A 20019-nucleotide genomic window follows, 5' to 3' on the forward strand; every position below is an offset into this window, starting at 1 on the left:
AACCTATGAAACAAGATTCTATTAAACAAAAGCATGTAAACAGCTACTACGCCGCCACCCGCAACTTCACCGGCGACTTCCCGGTACTCGAACAAGCGGTCGACTGCGACGTCTGCGTAATCGGCGCCGGCTACACCGGCCTGTCCTCGGCCCTGTTCCTCGCCGAAGCCGGCTACAGCGTGACCGTGCTCGAAGCCGCCAAAGTCGGTTTCGGCGCCAGCGGTCGCAACGGCGGCCAACTGGTCAACTCCTACAGCCGCGACGTCGACGTCATCGAAGAACGCTACGGCGACAAGACCGCCGAGGTCCTCGGCAGCATGATCTTCGAAGGCGCCGACATCATCCGTCAGCGCATACAACACTACGACATCCAGTGCGACTACAAACCGGGCGGCATCTTCGCCGCGCTGAACAAGAAGCAACTCAAAGGCCTGGCCGAGCAAAAGAGCAGCTGGGAACGCTACGGCAACAAAAACCTGAAAATGTTCGACGCCGCCGACATCAAGCGCGAAGTCGGCTGCGACAACTACGTCGGCGGCCTGCTCGACATGCAGGGCGGCCACATCCACCCGCTGAACCTGGCCCTGGGCGAAGCCTCGGCCATCATCGGCCTGGGTGGCAAGATCTACGAGCAATCGGCGGCGGTGGAAATCACCTACGGCGAACCCATCACCGTGCGCACGGCCAAAGGCGTGGTCCGCGCCAAATACCTGCTGATCGCCGGCAACGCCTACCTGCCGCAAGACCTCGACAACCGCGTCACGCGTAAAAGCATGCCCTGCGGCTCGCAAATCGTCGTCACTGAACCGTTATCGGAAAAAGTCGCCCGCAGCCTGATCAAAAACAACTACTGCGTCGAAGACTGCAACTACCTGCTCGACTACTACCGCCTCACCGCCGACAATCGCCTGCTGTACGGCGGCGGCGTGGTCTACGGCGCCCGTGAGCCGGACGACATCGAGCAACTGATCAAACCGAAAATCCTCAAGACCTTCCCGCAACTCAAGGACGTCAAGATCGACTACCGCTGGACCGGCAACTTCCTGCTGACCATGTCGCGCATGCCGCAATTCGGCCGCATCGAGAAAAACGCCTACTACATGCAAGGCTACAGCGGCCACGGCGTCACCTGCTCGCACCTGGCCGGCAAACTGATCTCGGAAATGATCCGCGGCGACGCCGAACGCTTCGATGCTTTCGCGTCGCTACCGCACATGCCCATGCTCGGCGGCCGCACCTTCCAGGCCCCGCTGACCGCCATGGGCGCCGCGTACTACGCGCTGCGCGATCGTTTCGGCATCTAAGCGGCGCAATCCCTGTGGGAGCGAGCTTGCTCGCGATGACGGCAGTCCATTCAGCATAATGTTGACAGACCCACCACTATCGCGAGCAAGCTCGCTCCCACAGAGATCTATGGTGGGCACAAAATCCATGGGCAACCCGGATTAAACTGTGGGAGCGAGCTTGCTCGCGATGAGGCCATACCAGCCACCCTCAATGCCGCCTGACCCACCCCCCAAACGCTTTTTGCCCACCCATTCATCGAACCTGCTGAGCAACACCCCCAAACGTGATTTAATACCCGCCTTTCACATTTTCGGGACAGGGAAGCGGTACCTTCGCGGCCAAAAGTCGCCCGCCATCCACCCCCATAACCCTTAAGTATTCTTCGCATAAGGCTGTCATGGACACGGGCTCACGACTCAAACTAGTACGCGAAAGCTACAAACTCTCCCAGCGCGAGCTGGCCCGGCGTAGCGGCGTTACCAATGCCACCATTTCCCTGATCGAACAAAATCGCGTCAGCCCCTCCGTCAGCTCCCTGAAAAAACTGCTCGAAGGCATACCGATGTCTTTGGCGGACTTCTTCACCTTTGACCAGCCACCACGTGAACATCAGTACGTGTTCCGCGCCAATGAACAGCCGGATCTCGGCCGTCATGGGCTGCGGTTGTTGCTGATTGGCGCTTCGGTGCCGAGCCGGCAGATGCGCTTGTTGCGCGAGCAGTACGCACCTGGGGCGAGTTCAGGGGAAGAGCCGATTGTGCATTCGGAAGGGGAGGAGTGTGGGCTTGTCACCCGTGGCACGGTTGAGCTCACCGTTGATGGGCAGATCAGTGTGCTGAACGCCGGCGATGGGTATTACTTTCCGACGACGCTGCCGCATCGGTTTCGGAATATTGGGCAGGATGAGGCGGAGATTATTAGTGCGAATACGCCAGCAAACTTCTAATGAGTAAAGTGCTTCAGTGTTTCCCTGTATTGGATGCAGAGTTCTGAAAATTTTGAACGTGTTTTCCATCGTTTCCAGCCTCTACCACGTTTCAAGAGAGTTCTCATGAGTTCAGGGATTAGTCAAAAACTGCAGGGTAGCCGCAAGGAACTGCTCGATATCGGCCTTCGCAACACCATGCTGAACTTCCGCGCGTCAGCCAAGACACTGGCTGTCGTTGATGAACTTTCAGAGTCGGTGTTCCACCTGCTTTATCGGCAAGAGAAGGCCATGAGCTTTGCGCCAATGGCGCGCCAGAAATTGGCGGCGTTGGCGAGTCCCCCTCAGATCGATGGTGAAGACGCGCAGGCTGCAGCAACTGATGAGTTGCTGTTGCAAGAGCTCGACAGTTTAGGCGAATCAGGTTTTGTGGACGATGAACTGGACGAGTCGGGTCGAGCGCGTCGGCATACGGATGCGCGCCTGCAGACAGCACTGGATGAGGAGCGCTTGTTCCTGCAGCTGTTGAGAATTCACACTGAGGCGCGAGCCTTCATCGAAGAGCAGGGCGTAAACACCCTGTTCCTGGCGTTGGGCTTTCTTCATTGGTACGAAGCGGACAACTCAGAGACCCTTCGCAAGGCTCCCTTGATGTTATTGCCGGTGACCCTTGAACGCAGCGGCGCCAAGGACGCCTTCAAATTGAGGTATTCCGGCGACGAGTTGATGCCTAATTTGTCGTTGATTGCCAAGCTCAAGACCGATTTCGGTCTCGACCTTGCCGCCTGTGAGTTCAGTGACGATCGCTTCGATGCTGCGCAAGGCAGTCTCGACAGTTTCTACGCCGAAGTCACGGACCTGATCAGCAAGCAAACCCGCTGGAAAGTTTCAACAAACGAGATTGCCCTCGGGTTCTTTTCCTTCGGCAAGTTCCTGATGTTCAAGGATCTGGATCCGAAGAGCTGGCCGCAAGACCAGCAGCCCGATGCCCACCCGGTCATCAACCGGCTCCTTGCGTCAGGTTTCGGTGACCAGCATCCCGCCTATGCCGAGGATGTGAACATCGACTCGGTGCTCCAACCTGGGGAAGTGCGATTCGTCAAAGATGCAGACAGTAGCCAGACCGAAGCGATCCTCGAAGTGCGTGAGGGCGCCAACCTGGTTATCCAGGGGCCACCGGGTACCGGTAAGTCGCAGACCATCACAAACATCATCGCGGAACTGATTGCCCAGAAAAAAACGGTGTTGTTCGTGGCCGAAAAGATGGCCGCCCTTGAAGTGGTCAAGCGTCGACTCGATGAATGCCATCTGGGTGATGCAGTGCTTGAGTTGCACAGCCACAAGTCGACTAAAACGTCGGTGCTCAAAGAGCTCGGACGTACACTGGAACAAGGCCGGCCACTGACCAAGGTGGGCGAAGACGATCTGGCCAATCTGGCGGAACTGCAAGCTAACCTGAACCGGTATTGCTCCGCAGTGAGTGCGCCTGTGGGGGCCAGCGGCATGGACTTTGTCGAGGTGCTGGGGCGCTACCTCAAACTCAAGCACCGCGACGGTGTGTTACCTGCGATTGCGTTCGCACCCATGGCGTCGTGGACCCAGGCTGATCAGCTGAAACGCCGCGAGCTGGTTGAAGAATTGACGCTTCATCTCAAGGAAATGGGCCGTGCGGACCAAAACCCGTTCTGGGGAAGCAAACGAACCTTCTTCTCCCCAATTGAAAAGGACAATGCCAGCGACGCATTGCAACAGGCAAGTGCGCACTTGGCCGCTTTGGATGCAGCCGCCAAGGCGCTGTCGACTCGGCTGATGCTGACTCAGCCCGCCACGCTCGCGGACGTAGTTGTCATCTGCCGCGGCGCGAGGCGGGCGGCCGAAGCGCCTCGTTTGCACGGTATAGAACTGAGCACGGGCGACTGGCAGCTACGCCGCGATGCCATTCGTGAATTGCTGGATGCGGGCCAGCGCATGAGCCTGTGCAAAGCCAAGCATGGCGCCCGGTTGATCGAGGCCGCGTGGGATCAGGATCTGTTGGAAGTCCGGCAGAATCTACTGGCCTACGGTGACAAATGGTGGAAGGTATTTTCGGGGCGCTATCGCGCTTCAAAGGCTCGTTTGCAAGGGCTTGCACAGGGTGTGCTGCCAGGCAGCAATGCCGAACAGCTCGGTATGGTCGATTCGGTTCTGACCTATCAACAAAGCCGGAAGGTTTACGACCAGCACGAGGGCCTGGGAAGTGCCCTGTTCGGTGCTCAATGGCAGCGTCAGCAGTCCGACTGGGCGGCACTCGATCGCGTCAGTACCTGGGTAGTCCAGCTCTACGAAGACCTCGGTAATGGCCATTTACCCGAAGGGATCATTGCGTTTCTCGCCGGACACACGGACGTCAGCGGGCTTGGGGAAACGGTCAGTCACATCGAGGGCCATCTCGCTGGCCTTGACCAGGCATTACTGGCTGGTCTGGAAGTCATCGGTATGCAGGATGACACTGCGCAAACGCTGCGCAACCTGGATCTGTCTGCCCTAGGCGCGCGCTTGCAGCTATGGCAGGCCAGCCTGAGCGCGCTTTACCAGATGGCGCGTCTCAATGTGTTGGCGGACGAGATGCATCAGGCACAACTGGGCGAATTGTTGGACATTGCCCTGGGCAGTGAAACGCCGGATCAGATTCCCGCCATCCTCGACTTTTCCTGGTATTCGGGGCTTGTGCAAAAGGCCTACGCGGAGAAACCAGCGCTACAGCAATTTGACCGCATCAAGCACGAACATCAAATTGCCAGGTTCAAGGCACTTGATGCTGCGTCGTTGAACCATGCTCAAACCTGGTTGGCGCGCCAGGTGTGGGAGCAGATGCCCAATGTGAACCAACCGGGCGAAATGGCAACGCTGCGTGCAGAGCTGAACAAGAAGCGGCGGCATATTCCGATTCGCCAGCTGATCGACAAGGCTGGTCGGGCGATTCAGCAAATCAAGCCGGTATTCATGATGAGCCCCATGTCGATCGCCAATTTCCTGCCTCCGGGGAAGCTGGCATTCGACGTAGTGGTGTTCGACGAAGCGTCTCAAGTCAAGGCCGTTGATGCGTTTGGCGCGATATTGCGCGGCAAGCAAGTGGTGGTAGTGGGTGACACACGGCAGATGCCGCCCAGCGATCTGTTCAGTCGCGACATCGCCCCCGATGACGAGAACGATGCCACCGCAGATATCGAAAGCATCCTCAGTCTGTTCAAGGCGGCGGGTAGCCAGGAGCGCTACCTGCGCTGGCATTACCGCAGCCGGCACGAATCACTTATCGCGGTCTCCAACGTCGAGTTCTACGACAGCAAGCTGGTGGTGTTTCCCTCTGCGGGACAGCATCCCCACGCCAAGGGTGTGAGCTTCGATTATCTGCCCCACGCGCTGTATGACCGTGGTCGCACTCGCACCAACAAGGAAGAAGCCAAGGCGGTCGCCCAAGCGGTGATGAAACATGCGCTGGAGACGCCGGAACTTTCCTTGGGGGTTGCTGCGTTTAGTGTCCCCCAGCGGGATTTGATCAGTGTCGAGGTCGAGTTATTGCGGCGCAGGACACCTCAGGCCGAAGTGTTTTTCACCGCACAGGGCAGCGAGCCGTTCTTCGTAAAAAACCTCGAAAACATTCAAGGTGATGAGCGCGACGTGATCTTCATCAGCATTGGTTACGGCCGAAATGAATCCGGTCGTATCGCCCGTGAATTTGGTCCGCTCAATAAAGATGGCGGGCATCGTCGACTTAACGTTTTGATCACGCGGGCTAAATTGGCGATGCGCGTGTTCTGTAACTTCCGTGGTGATGAGCTGGACATTGATGCCACTGCTAAACACGGCGTACGGGCCTTGAAAAATTTCCTCAAGTACGCGGAAACAGGCGAACTGGAAGTCGCCAAAGAAACCGGTAAGGCTCCAGACTCACCTTTTGAGAACGAAGTTATCCGGGCCTTGCGTGATCTCGGCTACCAGATAGAGCCCCAAGTCGGCACCGCCGGTTACTTCATTGACCTCGCCGTGAAAGACCCGGAGTTCCCGGGCCGCTACATGCTGGCCATTGAATGCGATGGCGCGGCCTACCATAGCTCGCGCTCGGCGCGTGATCGCGATCGGTTGCGCCAAGGTGTGCTTGAGGGGCTGGGATGGAATTTCCATCGTATCTGGAGCACCGATTGGTTCCGCAATCCCGAGCAGGAAATCAGCCGGACAGTGACGGCGATCGAAGCGGCGCGCGAACGTATTGCCAACCGTCGTAACGTTCCGGTTGCAGAGACCTTGGTCGAGCCCCTGCATGAAATTCTCCGGGATGAATCTGTTGATGAAGTCGAGCCGGTCGCCAGTGCGCCCTATGAGAAAGCGCGGCTCGCTGCGGTAACCAATCAGCTGGAATTGCATCAACATCAACCTGAACAGCTGCTGCAGCTGATCCGGACAGTGGTTGATGTTGAATCTCCGGTGCATTCGGTCGAGGTCACCCGACGCCTCATGGATGCATTCGGAGTGACACGGCAAGGATCAAGGATCACTGCCGCTGTGGAACAAGCCATTGGTATTGGCATTAAGCAGAGGCACTTCTCGCGTCGTGGCGAATTTCTTCACTTGACCGATAACCGCCCCGTCGTCATCCGCAGCCGGGCGCATTGGGAGTCTTCCGAGCGTAAGTTGGAGTGGGTCGCGCCTGAAGAACTCGACCGGGCTTTGATAGACATCATCATCTCGGGATTTTCCATGAGTCATGACGATGCGATCTCTGGCGCTTTGAGATTGCTGGGGTTTGGTCGTGCCACTGCCAAGGTGACAGCGGTGTTGGAAGAGAGAATTGATCAGTTGATCAGTGATAGGCGGTTGGAGTTGAGGGAGGGTCGATTGGTGGTGTGTGCCTGATCCGGGATGCCGTCGCAACGGACCGGCTGGCGCCTGATGCAAGTAGTTAGGGTGGCAATAGTGGCGGGGCGCGTGGTTGTTAGTTTGGTGCGCGATAGGCCACTAGTTGTTCTGTCGAACGACGATGCCTGGGTCGCGAGACATGGCCATCGTTTTTGCCATTTTGCATGAGTCCTTCGTTTTCTAAGTTCTTAAGTATTTTCTACTTTATCGATATAAGACTCGGAGAACCAGTCCGGGATTTCGTCCGTGCGAAATTCAAGACTTACCCCATCGGTAATCTCCGCCAGAAGAACCGTCCTCTCGGCGGAGTTATCGAAGATGTACGCCCGGTTGCTGACTGCGATGGCGTCCGGCAGAAGGCCCAGAGACTTGTAGTACCGTTCGCGCACTTTTTCAGGTTCAACGGGATGTCCACCTTCGCGTACTCTGATTTCTACGCGGTCTATGTTGATTGCCGGGTTTTCAGTCGAAACGAAGTAAAGGTATATCCGATAACCGCGAGCTTGGGCCTCTCTCATGAAGTCGACCTTGCTGCGATGTGACATAACCGTCTCGAAGGTAAAACTCACGCCTTTTTCCAGCAGGCGCTGGCGAAGGAAGTCCGATATCACGGAGGCGAGATAGGAATTGACGTCGACTTTTCGATAGTCAACTTTGGTGCCCAGCAATCCAATCTGCTCGGCCTGACCGCTAAGCCCTCTGTTTCTGATCAGATAGTGTTCGGCATGGAACGTGCGCAACTCGAATAATGTCGTGGTGACTTCAAAGGTAGCCAAGTCGATGAACCCGGTAGCTTTGGCTTCCTTCTCGAGATCATCGGCATTCACGTACGTCTTGATAAGGGCTGGATCAATTTCTTCCTTGATAGTGCTCTTGCCCGACCCATTAGGTCCCGCAAATATTCGAAACCTAGGCACGACCGGCAGCCGATTGATCTTCGATACGACGCACTGTGATTACCTCGCCTACTTTGACTTTTCGGCGCGGCTTTGCTTGGGCTACAACTGTCCTGCTGCCGTCAAGTGACATACGTACCAAATCGCCCGAATCGACACGCAGTACGCTATCGCTCACCAACAGTGCGCGAGCATATGCCGCTTTGGTAGCTATTTCAGCGAGATCAGGTACCCGGCGCTCCAGCGCGTCTAATTCCTCATCCGAAAGCTTTTTGGTTTTTGCAGTCATCGAGATTCTCCGCTTTAGCGAGCACTCTGGTGCTTCATGCCCGGATAATACAGCAGTAACCGGGCTTTCGAACGTCATCAGGTCCATATCAATTTCCTCTGTAGTGTACGCCTTGAATACTTGGCAAAGGGATTTTCCAAGTCGGAAATGGGTGTTGCTGCTGCCCGAAGGGTATCTGTAACGATCCCCTGCATCTTGTTCACTGAAAAGCGAATGACCATTACGGCATGTGTTCAAGTGACAAAAAACCGCAGCAACGCGTGTAGCTGCGGCTTAAAACGGGTCAGCTCCCCCTGGGCGTCTCAAACCCACGCTGCTCAATCACTCGAAATACATCGCTCACATCCTGCAGCAAGATCCTGGCGATATTGGCAACGGTGTTGATGTCGTTTTCGGCGTAGTCGGGGAGGTTGGTACAGCCCATGAGCTGGAGGTAGGGGAGGACGGCGTTCAGGCGTTCGCTCACGCAGTTGTGGAGTTCGCGGAGTGGGGCGTCACTGTCGATGAGGAGAACGGGGTAGTCGGTGGCGAATTGGGACATGGGGGTGAAGCGGCGGGGCGGATTGTTCATTGTCATATGGATGGTCTCTATTAAAGAAAATAGTAGTGCCACCTTTTTGCTGCGAAACAATGGGGTGGCGGCTGTACGCGGGTTCGCAGACCGAGAAGAGACCTACACCCGGCAGACCCGAAAGTCTCCCGCGCACAACCGCCATGAAATGAAACGCGGGCGAAGTCTGCCAGAGTCTCATTCGACGGTGTAGATCTACTTCAGTAGGGCTGCGAAACCCTATCGCCAATTATGGTCAGCGACAGGTCGAATGTATTCGGCCATTTTGCTGCTCACAACCGGGTTGTAGGACGCTTTTGCGTGCGCTTAGGCAAGGCGGATTGCCACCGTTTATGGGCTTCTTGCGGTATTCCGGGTGGTGCGGGGTGCCGTCAGAAATGGGAGGCAGGTTTTGGGGCCGCTTCGCGACCCAACGGGGGCAAGCCCCCTCGCCACAAAGGGAAAATTCCTACGCGATTTTCGGACGTCAAGTTTATAAAAACAGGCTGCCAGAAACGACAAAGCCCCGAATTGGGGCTTTAGACTTTGAAGTTGTGCTGTTCGCAGATGGTTACCGCGTGCTATCCGACGTCATTGTCTGACCTGCGGTGAATGCGGGTTGTGCGTCAGCCCTTTTTCTAGATTATGGCATTCTGCCTTCTCGACCACTACCATCCGCACGTTGCGACCATTTCGGGCGCTCTAACGGATCCACGGTATGGACGCCTCCGCGCAGCTTGAAGCCTTAAGCACTAGTGCTGATTTCACCTCACTGATCCGCTATACTAATGTGTTTGATCTGTTCAAAGTAATGGGTGTCAGCACTAAGGAACTGGTTCACTCCAATATCCTGGCAGCGTTCATGAATGAGCACGAGGCGCATGGCCTGGGTGCCTTGTTCAGGGATGCTTACGTGGCTTCCCTCTTTCAATGCCCGAGCACCGGGCCGTCGCTGTCACAGGAAGTGCTGGAAAGTACTATCGGTGCCAAGGCAAAGGTCTCACGAGAGCTAGCGCACATTGATGTGTTGTTGGATTTCCCGTCTCTGCGCCTCGTCATTGCAATCGAAAACAAAATTTGGGCTGCAGATCAGCGTGAACAGGTCGCACGCTACCAACAGGCACTGTGCGAGCTTTACCCTCATTATGAATCTCGTGCGCTTGTGTACTTGACTCCAACTGGTCGCGAATCCCCGACCCTTGATCCCGACTCCGGTGTTCCGGTCTACTATCAATCCTACGGGCAATTGGCGGCACTGCTGCGTCAATATCAGCCCGAGAACAATCCTCCTGCCGCACATTTCATCGATCAGTTCATCTTCCATGTTGAGAAGACCATGTCTGGTAACACGGAGTTGAATCAACTGTGTTGGGGCATATTCGAACAGAACGAGGAGGCCTACGAACACCTCGTTAAACACCACGAATACTGCAAGGCGCGCAAGATGGATGAGCTCTTTTCCAGGCTACAGGAGCGATTGGCTCGGGATAGTTTGTTCGCCGAGTGGGCTGACGTGATGGAGACAAGGCTCTCTGCGAGAGCGGAGAAGCGACAGTACGACTTGGATGTCCGTTTGCGGACTTGGCCGCATGGGGTGTGGGTTAAAGTCTACAAGCACACTTGGCTTGGGGTGTTTCCTTTTTTCCGTGGCGGTGATCGGGACGCTCTTATGCAGCGTCTTCCTTCATTTACTCAGCCTCCCCGCGCCGTCCCGGATTGGACTGATCTTTACTTTGCTTCTACTCGCTTCCTGATCAAGGATGATCGCTGTGTAATCGCCCACGGTGACAAGGCAGGTGAACGCAATCTCAATGATGCACTGACTAAAGTTCACGATTGCATTGACGAGATCAATCGGGCATTGGAAGCCACGGCTTGAACGGATAAGGTGGTTTCTGCTCAACTTCTGGTCGCACTGATAGCGGTATCGACACACCTTCGACCGGTGCCGGCAATTGAGAAGTCATCAGAAAATTGTCGATGCCGCGACAAACGGGGGTGTTTCAAAACTGGCGCCGCCCACCAAAGCCCTGGATCATCAGGGCTCGGCGCTTTGAAATTACGTGGTTCCAAGATCCTTACCGCCCATCCCCATCATCATTGCCGAGCCTGCGGTGAATGGGGATTGTGTTCAGTATGTTTCGGCCCGGCCAATGCCCACGCCAGCACCCCAAGCAGCGGCACAAACACGATAAACACGATCCACAAGAGCTTGTTGCTCGATTTGCCTTGGGCTTTACGCACCCGGTTGATCGCCCACAACTCGACCAGTAAAAGCACTGCCGCGAGCACGATCCACATTGTTTCGATTGGCATTAGTCACCTCCTGATAGTCATTCAGTTAGGTGCGCGCTGGCGGGCAGGGTTCATTTTTATTGGGTATTTTCGGCTTCGCGGGAAATGTCCTACAGCTCAAGGCTGGAACAGAATAGGACGGGTCTGATTCTGCATTCTGACGATATTTTAGCTGGCGATGACTGAGTTAAAGCGCCGTACATTCACCCCTGAAAAATAGGAAAGCGATTTCATCACCTGGGAAAGAACGCATGGCATTTGATGCATTTATCAGAATCGAAGGCATTCCCGGCGAGGCCCTGGATGAACAGTACCGCGACTGGATCGAGGTCAGTGGATACAGTTTCGGCACTCATCAAAGCACCTCGGCAACGGCCAGTTCCAATGGCGGCGCGAGCTCGGGGCGCACGACGCTGAGCAACTTCACGTTCACCAAAGTATTGGACAAATCCAGCTGCAAGCTGATGGAAGCCAGCTGCGCTGGCGAGCATCTGAAAGAGGTCAGCCTGGTACTGAGCCGAGCGGGTGGTGAGAAGCTCAAATACTTTGAGATTATTCTCGAAGAGGTCATCATTTCCGACTACGCACAAAACGCTTCCGCCGGCATTCCGGTGGAAATCGTGCAGTTGAATTATGGCCGCATCAAAACCATCTACACCCAGCAAAAGCGCAGCGATGGTGCCGGTGGCGGCAATATCGCGGGCGGCTGGGATCGCATCAGCAACAAAAAATATTCGTGAGGCTGAAATGGCAGAGCCTCTAGCGTTCATCAATACTCGAACCCAGACTTACGAGTCGCTCAAGGCTCAATTGGGTCTGACGGGTGTCTCCAAAAGCAAGTTCGATGCGCTCAACGGCCACATCGCCAACACGGTGGTGCTGGCCGGTGAGCTGGTGATCATCGGTGACGTCTCGACCTCATCCAGTACTAGCCAAGAGGCCTACTTGATGATCAAGGCACGTGACATTCATATTGGCTTGTTGACAAACCAGGTCGACGCTGATGACTTTTTCCTGGACAACTTCGACCTGCTGAAGGAGGTGCTCACCTACAGCTCTATTGGCGCAGGTGTTGTCAGTGACGGGTGGAGCAAGCACATGGCTGCGATCGGTAAAACCCTGGAAGAGATCGAGCAGCTGCATAAGGAATTTCTGCGCACGGGAACAGAAACCGCCAGAAAAAAGTTTTTAGCCGAACGTGCCATCTTGTTCAGCAAGCTGGAGGGGCAGCTTGCAAAGGTGTACGAGCCCCATGAAAGACAGGACACCGTTTCCCCCTTACGATAAGGGATAGGCAAACGGTTATGTTTATGACTAACAGCAACGATAAGAGTGGGGAGCTTTTGGGTCAGGAGCGGCGGCGCCGCTGGAGCCCGGAGCAAAAGCTGGCCATGGTTCGCGAGAGCCTTGAGCCAGGACAAAGTGTGTCGGTGGTCGCTCGGCGCAACGGCATCAATGCCAACCAGTTGTTCCTGTGGCGCAAGCTCTATCAGGACGGCAGCCTGTCGGCGGTCAGCGCGGGTGAAGCCGTGGTGCCGGCCTCTGAGCTGAGCGATGCACTCAAGCAGATCCGTGAACTGCAACGGATGCTGGGCAAGAAGACGATGGAAGCAGAAATCCTCAAAGAGGCCGTGGAGATCGCCCGGTCGCGAAAATGGATTGCGCACTCACCCTTGTTGCCGGGGGACGACCAGTGAAGCTGGTCAGCGAATGTCTCGGTGTGGCGCGCTCGCAATTAACGGTTCGAATCAAGCAATCGGTATCGCCCAAAGTACGGCGAAGCAGGCCTGTGAACGACGCGGAGTTGGTGGCCGAAATCCAGCAACAGGTCAGCGAATTGCCCAGCTATGGCTACCGTCGTGTCTGGGGATTGCTGCGTCGCGCCCGTGAAACCCAGTTGCTGCCCGCGATCAACGTGAAGCGGGTTTACCGGGTCATGCGTGATCACAACTTGCTGCTTGAGCGCCGAATCAAACAGCCCGGCGTGCCGCGTCGGCACGAAGGCCGAATTGCGGTGGAAACCAGCGATACACGTTGGTGCTCGGACGGCTTTGAGTTCCGTTGCGAGGACGGCGCCAAACTGAGCGTGACCTTCGCCCTGGACTGCTGTGATCGCGAAGCCATCGGCTGGGTCGCGAGCCCGACCGGGTACAGCGGCGATGATATCCGCGACTTGATGCTGGAAAGTGTGGAGAAGCGTTTCGGTGATCAACTGCCCGCCATGCCGGTGCAGTGGCTAAGCGACAACGGCTCGGCGTACACCGCCGAACAGACGCGCCTATTTGCTCGGCAGATCGGTTTGCAGCCGGTGACCACCCCAGTGCGCAGCCCGCAGAGCAACGGCATGGCCGAGAGCTTCGTGAAGACGATCAAGCGGGATTATGTGGCGCACATGCCCAAGCCGGATCGAGAAACGGCGCTGCGTAACCTGGCAATTGCCTTTGAGCATTACAACGAGCAGCATCCGCACAGCGCTTTGAACTATCGCTCACCGAGAGAGTTCAGGCGCTTGGCAGCGGCATCCATTTAATGGGGAGTTGGTGTCCGGTTTTGTAGGGGCAAGTCCAAAAGGCAACCTCTTACGGCTCTGGGCTTCGTCATCAAGGTTCGATAAAAAGAATGCTTGGGATATCTACCAAGAGCTATCTGCATGCGGGTGAGATCGTTGGGTATGCGGAAAAAGTTGATGGCGTTGCCAAGGCTGCGAAGTTGATCAAGAGCGGTACGTATATAGGTACGGCGCTGACGGTTGCTTCGTCCGGGCTTGCGATCAGGAATGCGTGTGCGCTAGGACGGGAAGATCAGTGTACGAGGGCCAAGTATGTGGAGGGTGCTTCAATGGTCCTTGGATTAGGGGGAGGGGCCACATTGGGATACCTAGGCGGTTATGCAGCAACATATGGTTGCATAGTTGTACTCGGCGCGATTACCGGAGGTCCCGGGGCACTTATGTGTAGCGTCGCAGGCGGTGCAATAGGAGGATGGGCGGGTGGATCAATGGGTAGCAGCATGGGCGAAAAAGTCGGCGAATACTTGTACGGAGAAATCATACAATGAGTCAAGTGCCCCTAGGTCTGATCGGATTGGTTATTGGTATTCCGATGATGTTCGTAGTGATTTGGTTGACATATATGGTGCACGTCTACACTGAAAAAGCGGAAGCTTTAATGCCTAACAGTAGCTTCGTAGAGGCTAATAAAAAAACTTTCTCTAATGCGGGTATTTTGGGGAAGTCTGTGCGTAACGGCTTTCTTACTATAGTGTTACTTACCCCCGTCCTGACAGCCAAGAGAGGTCTTGTAGACGTAGTCGAAGTAAAAAATTTTCCTAGTGGGCTAAAGCGGATGTTGGTTGTGTCTTGGGGGTTGAATTTTTTGTTTTGTGTGATTCTGATAGTGTTTGGAGGTTACTTGCAGTATATAGAATGAGTGGTGGGTGTTTAGATGGTGTTTGTTACTTCCATGAAGGAGTCTCCAGAAGATCCTTAGACGTTTATATTGCAACGATCGGAACCCTTGTTGTCGTTGGAATAGCCAGCGGACGCCCGGTGCGCTGTTTTGCGGCGTGGTAGGCGGCTGGGTGGGTGGAAACGTGCTGGATGCAAGGGCAAAATCCTGGGTGAGTTCCTATATGAAGAAATCACGCAATGATAGTTGTGTCAGTTAGGCGCGCGCTGGTGGGCAGGGTTCATTTTTATTTGACATTTCCGGCTTCGCGGGACAGCAAGCTAGAGGGCAGCTTGCAAGGGCGGCCTCTTATGGCTCTGGGCTTCGTCACCAGGGTTCGATAAAAAGAATGCTTGGGATCTCTACCAAGAGCTATCTGCATACGGGTAAATCGTTGGGTATGCGGAAAAAGTTGATGGCGTTGCCAAGGCTGCGAAATTGATCAAGAGCGGAACCTATATTGGCACGGCGCTGACGGTAGCTTCGTCCGGGCTTGCGATCAGGAACGCGTGTGCGCTGGGGCGGGAGGAGGAATGCACGAGGGCCAAATATGTGGAAGGTTTTTCATTAGCTGGGAGCTTGGGAGGAAGTGCTGTATTTGGGTCTTTAGGGGCTTTTCAGCAACTTACGGTTGCATACTAGCGCTGGGCATTGCTACTGGAGGCCCTGGGGCGCTGGTTTGTTTGTGTCGTGGGGGATGGGTTTTATGTTTTTTGTTGCCTTGATGATATTTGGTGGGTACATAAAATATCTGGAGCACTTTGTCGCCTAGGATTGAGTTTGTTCCCCTATGCTGCTTCCTTGGTTGGCGAATCGGTAAGGAACAGCAAAAGCCCAGAAAATTTCAGTGTTTAGGCGTCGGTCTTGGATTTTCAGGTTTCGTGGCGGCATGTGGGCGCAACATAGCGGGGGCTCGCGAGACGTGTGGCAATCAGTGTTGATGGCGAATGTCACTGCCTCTTCGCGATCAAGCGCGCTCCACAAGGGGTTGGGGGGGGTAGTTAGATTGAGTTGGCCTGAGGGTCTTGCCATGGCGATCTTCGGATGGCACGTAGCCGATGGTGTGTTTTTCTAGCATGACACCGCGCGGCGTTCTTGGGTTTTTCGCGAGCAAGCTCGCTCCTACAGGGGATTTGCAGAGTAGTGATCACCCTGGTATCGGTGAAATATTATCAAGCTGGCATTTGGGTATAAATAACTGATGCAGAGGCTTGGGACCCGCGTATATGCTCGCGGCGACTTCGAAACTTATGGTTGGGTTGAGCTGATAATGGAGAGATGGACGCTGCACTGGCTGGAAGCCTCAGGGACCCTTGATGAATATCGCGCCGAGGTGATCGGCGAATTCGACGCCGCCTGCAAGACGGTCGCGCGATTGCTCACCCCACCGCGACTTGATGTGCTGATTCAGCGCCTGCCCTGCGAGACCATCCCCGAGATGGGGCTGATGGGGCGAGCGTATCGAAGCACCATGTTTTCGATGACCATCGATCCGGATAACCCGAATTGGTTGCCCAGCCTGCGCAGCGGCGCGTTGCATCGGCAGATCGTGCATGAGGTCCATCATTGTTTGCGCATGGCGGGTCCGGGTTATGGCTGGACCCTGGGTGAAGCCCTGGTCAGCGAGGGACTGGCCGGGCAGTTTGTCCGGCATTTGCTCGGCAGCGACCCAGAGCCTTGGGAAAATGCCGTCAGTAGTGCCGAGCTTCTGTGCGATCCGGTAAATCAGCAGGCGCTTGAGTCGGAGTACTACAACCACAGCGAGTGGTTCTTCGGGTCCGGCGCTCACCCCAAATGGCTGGGTTATGCGCTCGGTTATCAAATGGTCGGAAGCTGGCTGGCATCAGTTGGCGACATCGATGCGGCCACCTGGATCAACGTACCCGCCGCTGACATTATCGCCTCGGCGCTTGAGGAAGGCTTGGTGGTGCTCAAGCCCTGAGTCAATCTGATCAAGTCTGGAAAGGGTCAAACGACCTCCGCTTCATTCAGGCATTCAAACCGGGGAACCGCGAGATGACTCAAACACTGGAACGCGCCATTGCCATCGCTGCCAACGCCCATGAAGGGCAAGTCGACAAAGGCGGATCGCCTTACATCCTGCATCCGCTGAAGGTCATGCTGCGGGTCAGCACCCTCGAAGAGCGCATCGTTGCGGTGCTGCATGACGTGGTCGAAGACTGCGGCATCAGCCTGGATGACCTGCGCCAGGAAGGCTTCAGCGAAACGGTGTTGGAGGCTATCGCGTCGGTGACCAAAGTGCCGGGAGAGACCTATGAGGCATTCGTCGAACGCGCGGCGCTGAACCCGGTCGGCCGCGTAGTCAAACTGGCGGACCTTGAAGAGAACAGCGATTTATCGCGGATTGAACAGCCGTCCTGGGACGATCTGGAGCGCATTGAAAAGTATCGGCGGGCGATTGGCGTATTGCGCTCGTAACGTCACGCGATTACAAGGCGTGCTTGGCCAGAGTCGCCTTGAGTGCCTCGGTGACCAGAGCGATCAGGATGGGTTTTGAGTTCGCCTGCATCTCGCCACCGATAGTGGCTTGCTGTGCTTTCACTTTGCCCATGTATTTCGATGCGCGACCTTCAGCCGCGAGCGAGGACAACTCCTTTGCAGAGAATGACTTTCCATAGGCCTGCGCAAGATTTTCGTCAGCAGCAAAACAAATCCTTTTCACAGTTTGACTCCATAGGAGGGTTCGTCGCGGTTCGGCAGGCTTGCGCACGATAATGTCCATTATTTCAAATGACCGCCACTTATTGTGACGCATCCGCTCAGCTTCGACCCGCTCCCCGATAGCTTGCCAACTGCAAGAGCGGTACTGACGAACACTTTGAGGTCGAAATCTGACACGTCTCGATGATCACTGACGCCGACAATTCGCCTGGGTGCAACAACCTTGAAAGCGGCGCGCGGGGATCAACCATGGTTAGCAGTGTTTTTGACGAGTTCAAGCCAGGAGAGGATGCCTTCATCTCCCATCCTGGCGAATCTGACCGGCCGCAACCACCGCCGCTGCGCATCGGGTTCTGGCTGATGGAAGCCTTCGATTTGTACACCCTGGCCAATGCGCTGGAGCCACTGCGGCTGGCCAACCAGGTGGCCGGGCGCACGCTGTGCCAATGGCAAATGCTCAGTCTGCAAGGAGGGCAACTGAATGCCAGCAACGGCATCGCTACCGCCACGGTGCTGCTGGATCAGGCCCGGGCACTGGATGTGTTGATCCTCTGTGGTGGCGATAGCTTGCACGCCGGTGTGGATCAGCCGGACGTTCGCCAACAGCTGTGTCACTGGGCCTTGCAGCCGATCAGTCTGGGGGCCTTGGGCCAGGCGGGTTGGCTGCTGGCGCAGAGCGGGGCGCTGGACGGCTATCGCTGCAGCTTGCCAGAGCCCGACGCAGCTGAGTCCCAGGCCGCCTTCAATGAGTTGAACCCGGTGGCCGCGCCGTTTTGCGTCGATCGCCAACGCCTGACCTGCGTCGGGCCGCAGGCCGTACAGGGGTTGATGCACGAGTTGCTCGCCCGGACCCATGGTCGTGGCCTGGTGCTGCGCCTGGAAAACCAGGCCGCGCGCCAGGCCAGGCCGCTACAAACCGTGCATAACGCACCGGCACGGCTGCAAGCGGCGCTGGCGTTGATGGGGGATCATTTGAATCGCACCTTGGGTATCGACGAATTGGCCGAGGCGATGGGCATGTCTCGCCGCCATTTGGAACGGTTGTTCAAGCGCAGCCTGGGGTGTTCGCCGTCGCGGCATTACCTGGACTTGCGCCTGCAGCGGGCACGTCAGTTACTGCAGGCTGGTGAACGGTTGATGGGGGAAGTTGCCCGTGAGTGCGGATTTGTCTCGCTGCAACATTTTGCTCGTTGCTATCGCCAGTACTTTGGTGCGCATCCGCGGGAGCATGTGGGTGGGGGCCAGCCCAGCCGACATCGATGTTGAATGCCAGTCCGCCTTCGCGAGCAAGCTTCGCTCCTACAGTGATCGTGTGAAGTTCTGCCTCAATGCCTCCGTTCGACGGGGGCATTGTTGTTTTTGGCGGATGGATACGGGGGCCCGCTTGCCCAAGAGCGGATCTGACCAACTACAGGTCGGATTCGCACAAAAAACCTCGCTTTGCATCTGTTCGAATGATCTTCAGCGGCCCGCCACAGTGGCGCTTTCCGATGCAATCACTGACAAGGATAAATGACATGCAAATGCCGAAAACAATCCAGATCAAGAACGGCGAAAAAGTGACTCCAACCTTCTCGGCTCAGGAATATGCCAATCGCCAGGCCAAATTGCGGGCGTACCTGGCGCAGAACAATATCGACGCAGCGGTCTTCACGTCCTATCACAACATCAACTACTACAGCGATTTCCTGTATTGCTCCTTCGGCCGCCAGTACGCACTGGTGGTGACCCAGGACAGCGCCGTCACCATCAGCGCCAATATCGATGGCGGCCAGCCTTGGCGCCGGACCATGGGCACTGAAAACATCGTTTACACCGACTGGCAGCGTGACAACTACTTCGTCGCGATCCAGCAAGCCTTGCCGAAAGCCGGGCGGATCGGCATCGAGTCCGACCACCTGAACCTGCTCAATCGCGACAAGCTCGCCATCCGTTACCCCCAGGCCGAGCTGGTGGACATCGCGGCACCCTGCATGCGCATGCGTATGATCAAGTCCGCCGAAGAACACGCGATCATTCGCCACGGTGCGCGCGTAGCGGACATCGGTGGTGCGGCGATTGTCGAAGCCTTGCGCGATCAGGTGCCGGAATATGAAGTGGCGCTGCATGCGACCCAGGCGATGGTGCGCGAAATTGCCCGCACCTTCCCCGACTCCGAACTGATGGACACCTGGACCTGGTTCCAGTCCGGCATCAACACCGACGGTGCGCATAACCCGGTGACCACGCGCAAGGTCAACAAGGGCGACATCCTCAGCCTCAATTGCTTCCCGATGATTGCCGGGTACTACACCGCCCTGGAACGTACCCTGTTCCTGGATCACTGTTCCGACGAGCATCTGCGCTTGTGGGAGGTCAACGTCAAGGTGCACGAGGCCGGTCTGAAGCTGATCAAGCCGGGCATGCGCTGCTGCGACATCGCGCTGCAACTGAACGAGATTTTCCTCGAGCACGACCTGCTGCAGTACCGCACCTTCGGCTACGGGCATTCGTTCGGCACACTGAGCCATTACTACGGTCGCGAAGCCGGGCTGGAACTGCGTGAAGACATCGACACCGTCCTGGAGCCGGGGATGGTGGTGTCCATCGAGCCGATGATCATGCTGCCTGAAGGGTTGCCGGGCGCTGGCGGCTATCGTGAACACGACATCCTGATCGTCAACGAGCAGGGCGGGGAAAACATCACTCATTTCCCGTATGGCCCGGAACACAACATCATCAAGAAGTAAGACCGCACGCCGCACAGTGAAGCCTGT

Annotated in this window: 17 protein-coding genes and 1 pseudogene; 13 read left to right on the top strand and 5 right to left on the bottom strand. The window is 56.2% G+C overall.

The features are described from left to right. The first annotated feature begins 20 nt into the window (after positions 1-20). From ACA041_RS13285 to ACA041_RS13295, 3 genes are all read left to right on the top strand, one after another. Positions 21-1304: an NAD(P)/FAD-dependent oxidoreductase gene (locus tag ACA041_RS13285; protein ID WP_497442071.1), complete on the top strand. Its 1284-nt coding sequence runs from the start codon at positions 21-23 to the stop codon at positions 1302-1304. A gap of 380 nt (positions 1305-1684) precedes the next feature. Continuing rightward, on the top strand, positions 1685-2233 hold the full coding sequence (locus ACA041_RS13290; protein WP_028623608.1) for a cupin domain-containing protein: 549 nt from the start codon (positions 1685-1687) through the stop codon (positions 2231-2233). Between the two features lie 105 nt (positions 2234-2338). Further along, positions 2339-7102, top strand: coding sequence for a DUF3320 domain-containing protein (locus ACA041_RS13295; protein WP_497441524.1), 4764 nt, complete (start codon positions 2339-2341; stop codon positions 7100-7102). Between the two features lie 191 nt (positions 7103-7293). On the opposite strand, the gene ACA041_RS13300 is transcribed toward ACA041_RS13295, so the two are convergent. The 3 genes from ACA041_RS13300 to ACA041_RS13310 all read right to left on the bottom strand — a co-directional run bounded on the left by ACA041_RS13300 (position 7294) and on the right by ACA041_RS13310 (position 8867). After that, positions 7294-8007, bottom strand: a complete 714-nt coding sequence (locus ACA041_RS13300; RefSeq protein WP_497442072.1) for an ATPase — start codon at positions 8005-8007, stop codon at positions 7294-7296. A 7-nt stretch (positions 8008-8014) separates the two neighbouring features. Next, a complete protein-coding gene (locus ACA041_RS13305) occupies positions 8015-8377 on the bottom strand; it encodes a hypothetical protein (protein ID WP_497441525.1) in 363 nt (120 codons plus the stop codon). Between the two features lie 196 nt (positions 8378-8573). Continuing rightward, positions 8574-8867, bottom strand: coding sequence for a fructose-bisphosphate aldolase (locus ACA041_RS13310; RefSeq protein WP_497441526.1), 294 nt, complete (start codon positions 8865-8867; stop codon positions 8574-8576). A 691-nt stretch (positions 8868-9558) separates the two neighbouring features. On the opposite strand from ACA041_RS13310, the gene ACA041_RS13315 reads away from it, so the two are divergent. Further along, positions 9559-10719 carry a PDDEXK-like family protein gene (locus ACA041_RS13315; RefSeq protein WP_497441527.1) on the top strand — a complete coding sequence of 387 codons (1161 nt, stop codon included), beginning with the start codon at positions 9559-9561 and terminating at the stop codon, positions 10717-10719. 218 nt (positions 10720-10937) lie between these two features. Here the strand turns inward: ACA041_RS13315 and ACA041_RS13320 are convergent, their stop codons facing one another. Then, positions 10938-11156: a PLD nuclease N-terminal domain-containing protein gene (locus tag ACA041_RS13320; RefSeq protein WP_497441528.1), complete on the bottom strand. Its 219-nt coding sequence runs from the start codon at positions 11154-11156 to the stop codon at positions 10938-10940. A 230-nt stretch (positions 11157-11386) separates the two neighbouring features. Between ACA041_RS13320 and ACA041_RS13325 the strand changes: the two genes are divergently transcribed. From ACA041_RS13325 to ACA041_RS13355, 7 genes and pseudogenes are all read left to right on the top strand, one after another. Then, entirely contained in the window at positions 11387-11875 is a 489-nt protein-coding gene (locus tag ACA041_RS13325) for an Hcp family type VI secretion system effector (RefSeq protein ID WP_497441529.1), read from the top strand. Positions 11876-11882: 7 nt separating this feature from the next. Continuing rightward, positions 11883-12422 (top strand): hypothetical protein, encoded by a 540-nt coding sequence (locus ACA041_RS13330; RefSeq protein ID WP_497441530.1) that lies wholly within the window; start codon positions 11883-11885, stop codon positions 12420-12422. Between the two features lie 23 nt (positions 12423-12445). Then, a protein-coding gene (locus ACA041_RS13335) for an IS3 family transposase (protein ID WP_497434342.1) occupies positions 12446-13665 on the top strand; the annotation gives its coding sequence in 2 pieces (ribosomal slippage) (positions 12446-12791 and positions 12791-13665; 1221 coding nt in all). Positions 13666-14188: 523 nt separating this feature from the next. Beyond that, a complete protein-coding gene (locus tag ACA041_RS13340) occupies positions 14189-14563 on the top strand; it encodes a hypothetical protein (protein ID WP_497441531.1) in 375 nt (124 codons plus the stop codon). A gap of 307 nt (positions 14564-14870) precedes the next feature. Next, positions 14871-15306 (top strand): annotated as a pseudogene (locus ACA041_RS13345) (hypothetical protein); the annotation flags it as partial. Positions 15307-15851: 545 nt separating this feature from the next. Continuing rightward, on the top strand, positions 15852-16523 hold the full coding sequence (locus ACA041_RS13350) for a DUF2268 domain-containing putative Zn-dependent protease (protein ID WP_497441532.1): 672 nt from the start codon (positions 15852-15854) through the stop codon (positions 16521-16523). 74 nt (positions 16524-16597) lie between these two features. After that, positions 16598-17020, top strand: a complete 423-nt coding sequence (locus ACA041_RS13355; protein WP_339502850.1) for an HD domain-containing protein — start codon at positions 16598-16600, stop codon at positions 17018-17020. Between the two features lie 10 nt (positions 17021-17030). Here ACA041_RS13355 and ACA041_RS13360 read toward each other — a convergent pair whose 3' ends face one another. Beyond that, the gene (locus tag ACA041_RS13360) at positions 17031-17312 is read right to left on the bottom strand and encodes a hypothetical protein (RefSeq protein WP_497441533.1); all 282 of its coding nucleotides are present in this window, start codon (positions 17310-17312) and stop codon (positions 17031-17033) included. A 200-nt stretch (positions 17313-17512) separates the two neighbouring features. Between ACA041_RS13360 and ACA041_RS13365 the strand changes: the two genes are divergently transcribed. Together ACA041_RS13365 and creA are read left to right on the top strand one after the other, a co-directional pair. Next, the gene (locus tag ACA041_RS13365) at positions 17513-18529 is read left to right on the top strand and encodes a GlxA family transcriptional regulator (RefSeq protein WP_497441534.1); all 1017 of its coding nucleotides are present in this window, start codon (positions 17513-17515) and stop codon (positions 18527-18529) included. A 251-nt stretch (positions 18530-18780) separates the two neighbouring features. Further along, positions 18781-19992, top strand: coding sequence for a creatinase (gene creA / locus ACA041_RS13370; protein WP_497441535.1), 1212 nt, complete (start codon positions 18781-18783; stop codon positions 19990-19992). The last annotated feature ends 27 nt before the right edge of the window (positions 19993-20019 follow it).

Source organism: Pseudomonas sp. LBUM1676 (assembly GCF_059695605.1).

Bases quoted from the DNA above. Each gene is read 5' to 3' on its own strand.
- ACA041_RS13290 (WP_028623608.1), top strand. From the start codon at position 1,685: ATGGACACGGGCTCACGACTCAAACTAGTACGCGAAAGCTACAAACTC.
- ACA041_RS13295 (WP_497441524.1), top strand. From the start codon at position 2,339: ATGAGTTCAGGGATTAGTCAAAAACTGCAGGGTAGCCGCAAGGAACTG.
- ACA041_RS13305 (WP_497441525.1), bottom strand. From the start codon at position 8,377: ATGGACCTGATGACGTTCGAAAGCCCGGTTACTGCTGTATTATCCGGG.
- ACA041_RS13310 (WP_497441526.1), bottom strand. From the start codon at position 8,867: ATGACAATGAACAATCCGCCCCGCCGCTTCACCCCCATGTCCCAATTC.
- ACA041_RS13315 (WP_497441527.1), top strand. From the start codon at position 9,559: ATGGACGCCTCCGCGCAGCTTGAAGCCTTAAGCACTAGTGCTGATTTC.
- ACA041_RS13320 (WP_497441528.1), bottom strand. From the start codon at position 11,156: ATGCCAATCGAAACAATGTGGATCGTGCTCGCGGCAGTGCTTTTACTG.
- ACA041_RS13325 (WP_497441529.1), top strand. From the start codon at position 11,387: ATGGCATTTGATGCATTTATCAGAATCGAAGGCATTCCCGGCGAGGCC.
- ACA041_RS13330 (WP_497441530.1), top strand. From the start codon at position 11,883: ATGGCAGAGCCTCTAGCGTTCATCAATACTCGAACCCAGACTTACGAG.
- ACA041_RS13340 (WP_497441531.1), top strand. From the start codon at position 14,189: ATGAGTCAAGTGCCCCTAGGTCTGATCGGATTGGTTATTGGTATTCCG.
- ACA041_RS13350 (WP_497441532.1), top strand. From the start codon at position 15,852: ATGGAGAGATGGACGCTGCACTGGCTGGAAGCCTCAGGGACCCTTGAT.
- ACA041_RS13355 (WP_339502850.1), top strand. From the start codon at position 16,598: ATGACTCAAACACTGGAACGCGCCATTGCCATCGCTGCCAACGCCCAT.
- ACA041_RS13365 (WP_497441534.1), top strand. From the start codon at position 17,513: ATGGTTAGCAGTGTTTTTGACGAGTTCAAGCCAGGAGAGGATGCCTTC.
- creA (WP_497441535.1), top strand. From the start codon at position 18,781: ATGCAAATGCCGAAAACAATCCAGATCAAGAACGGCGAAAAAGTGACT.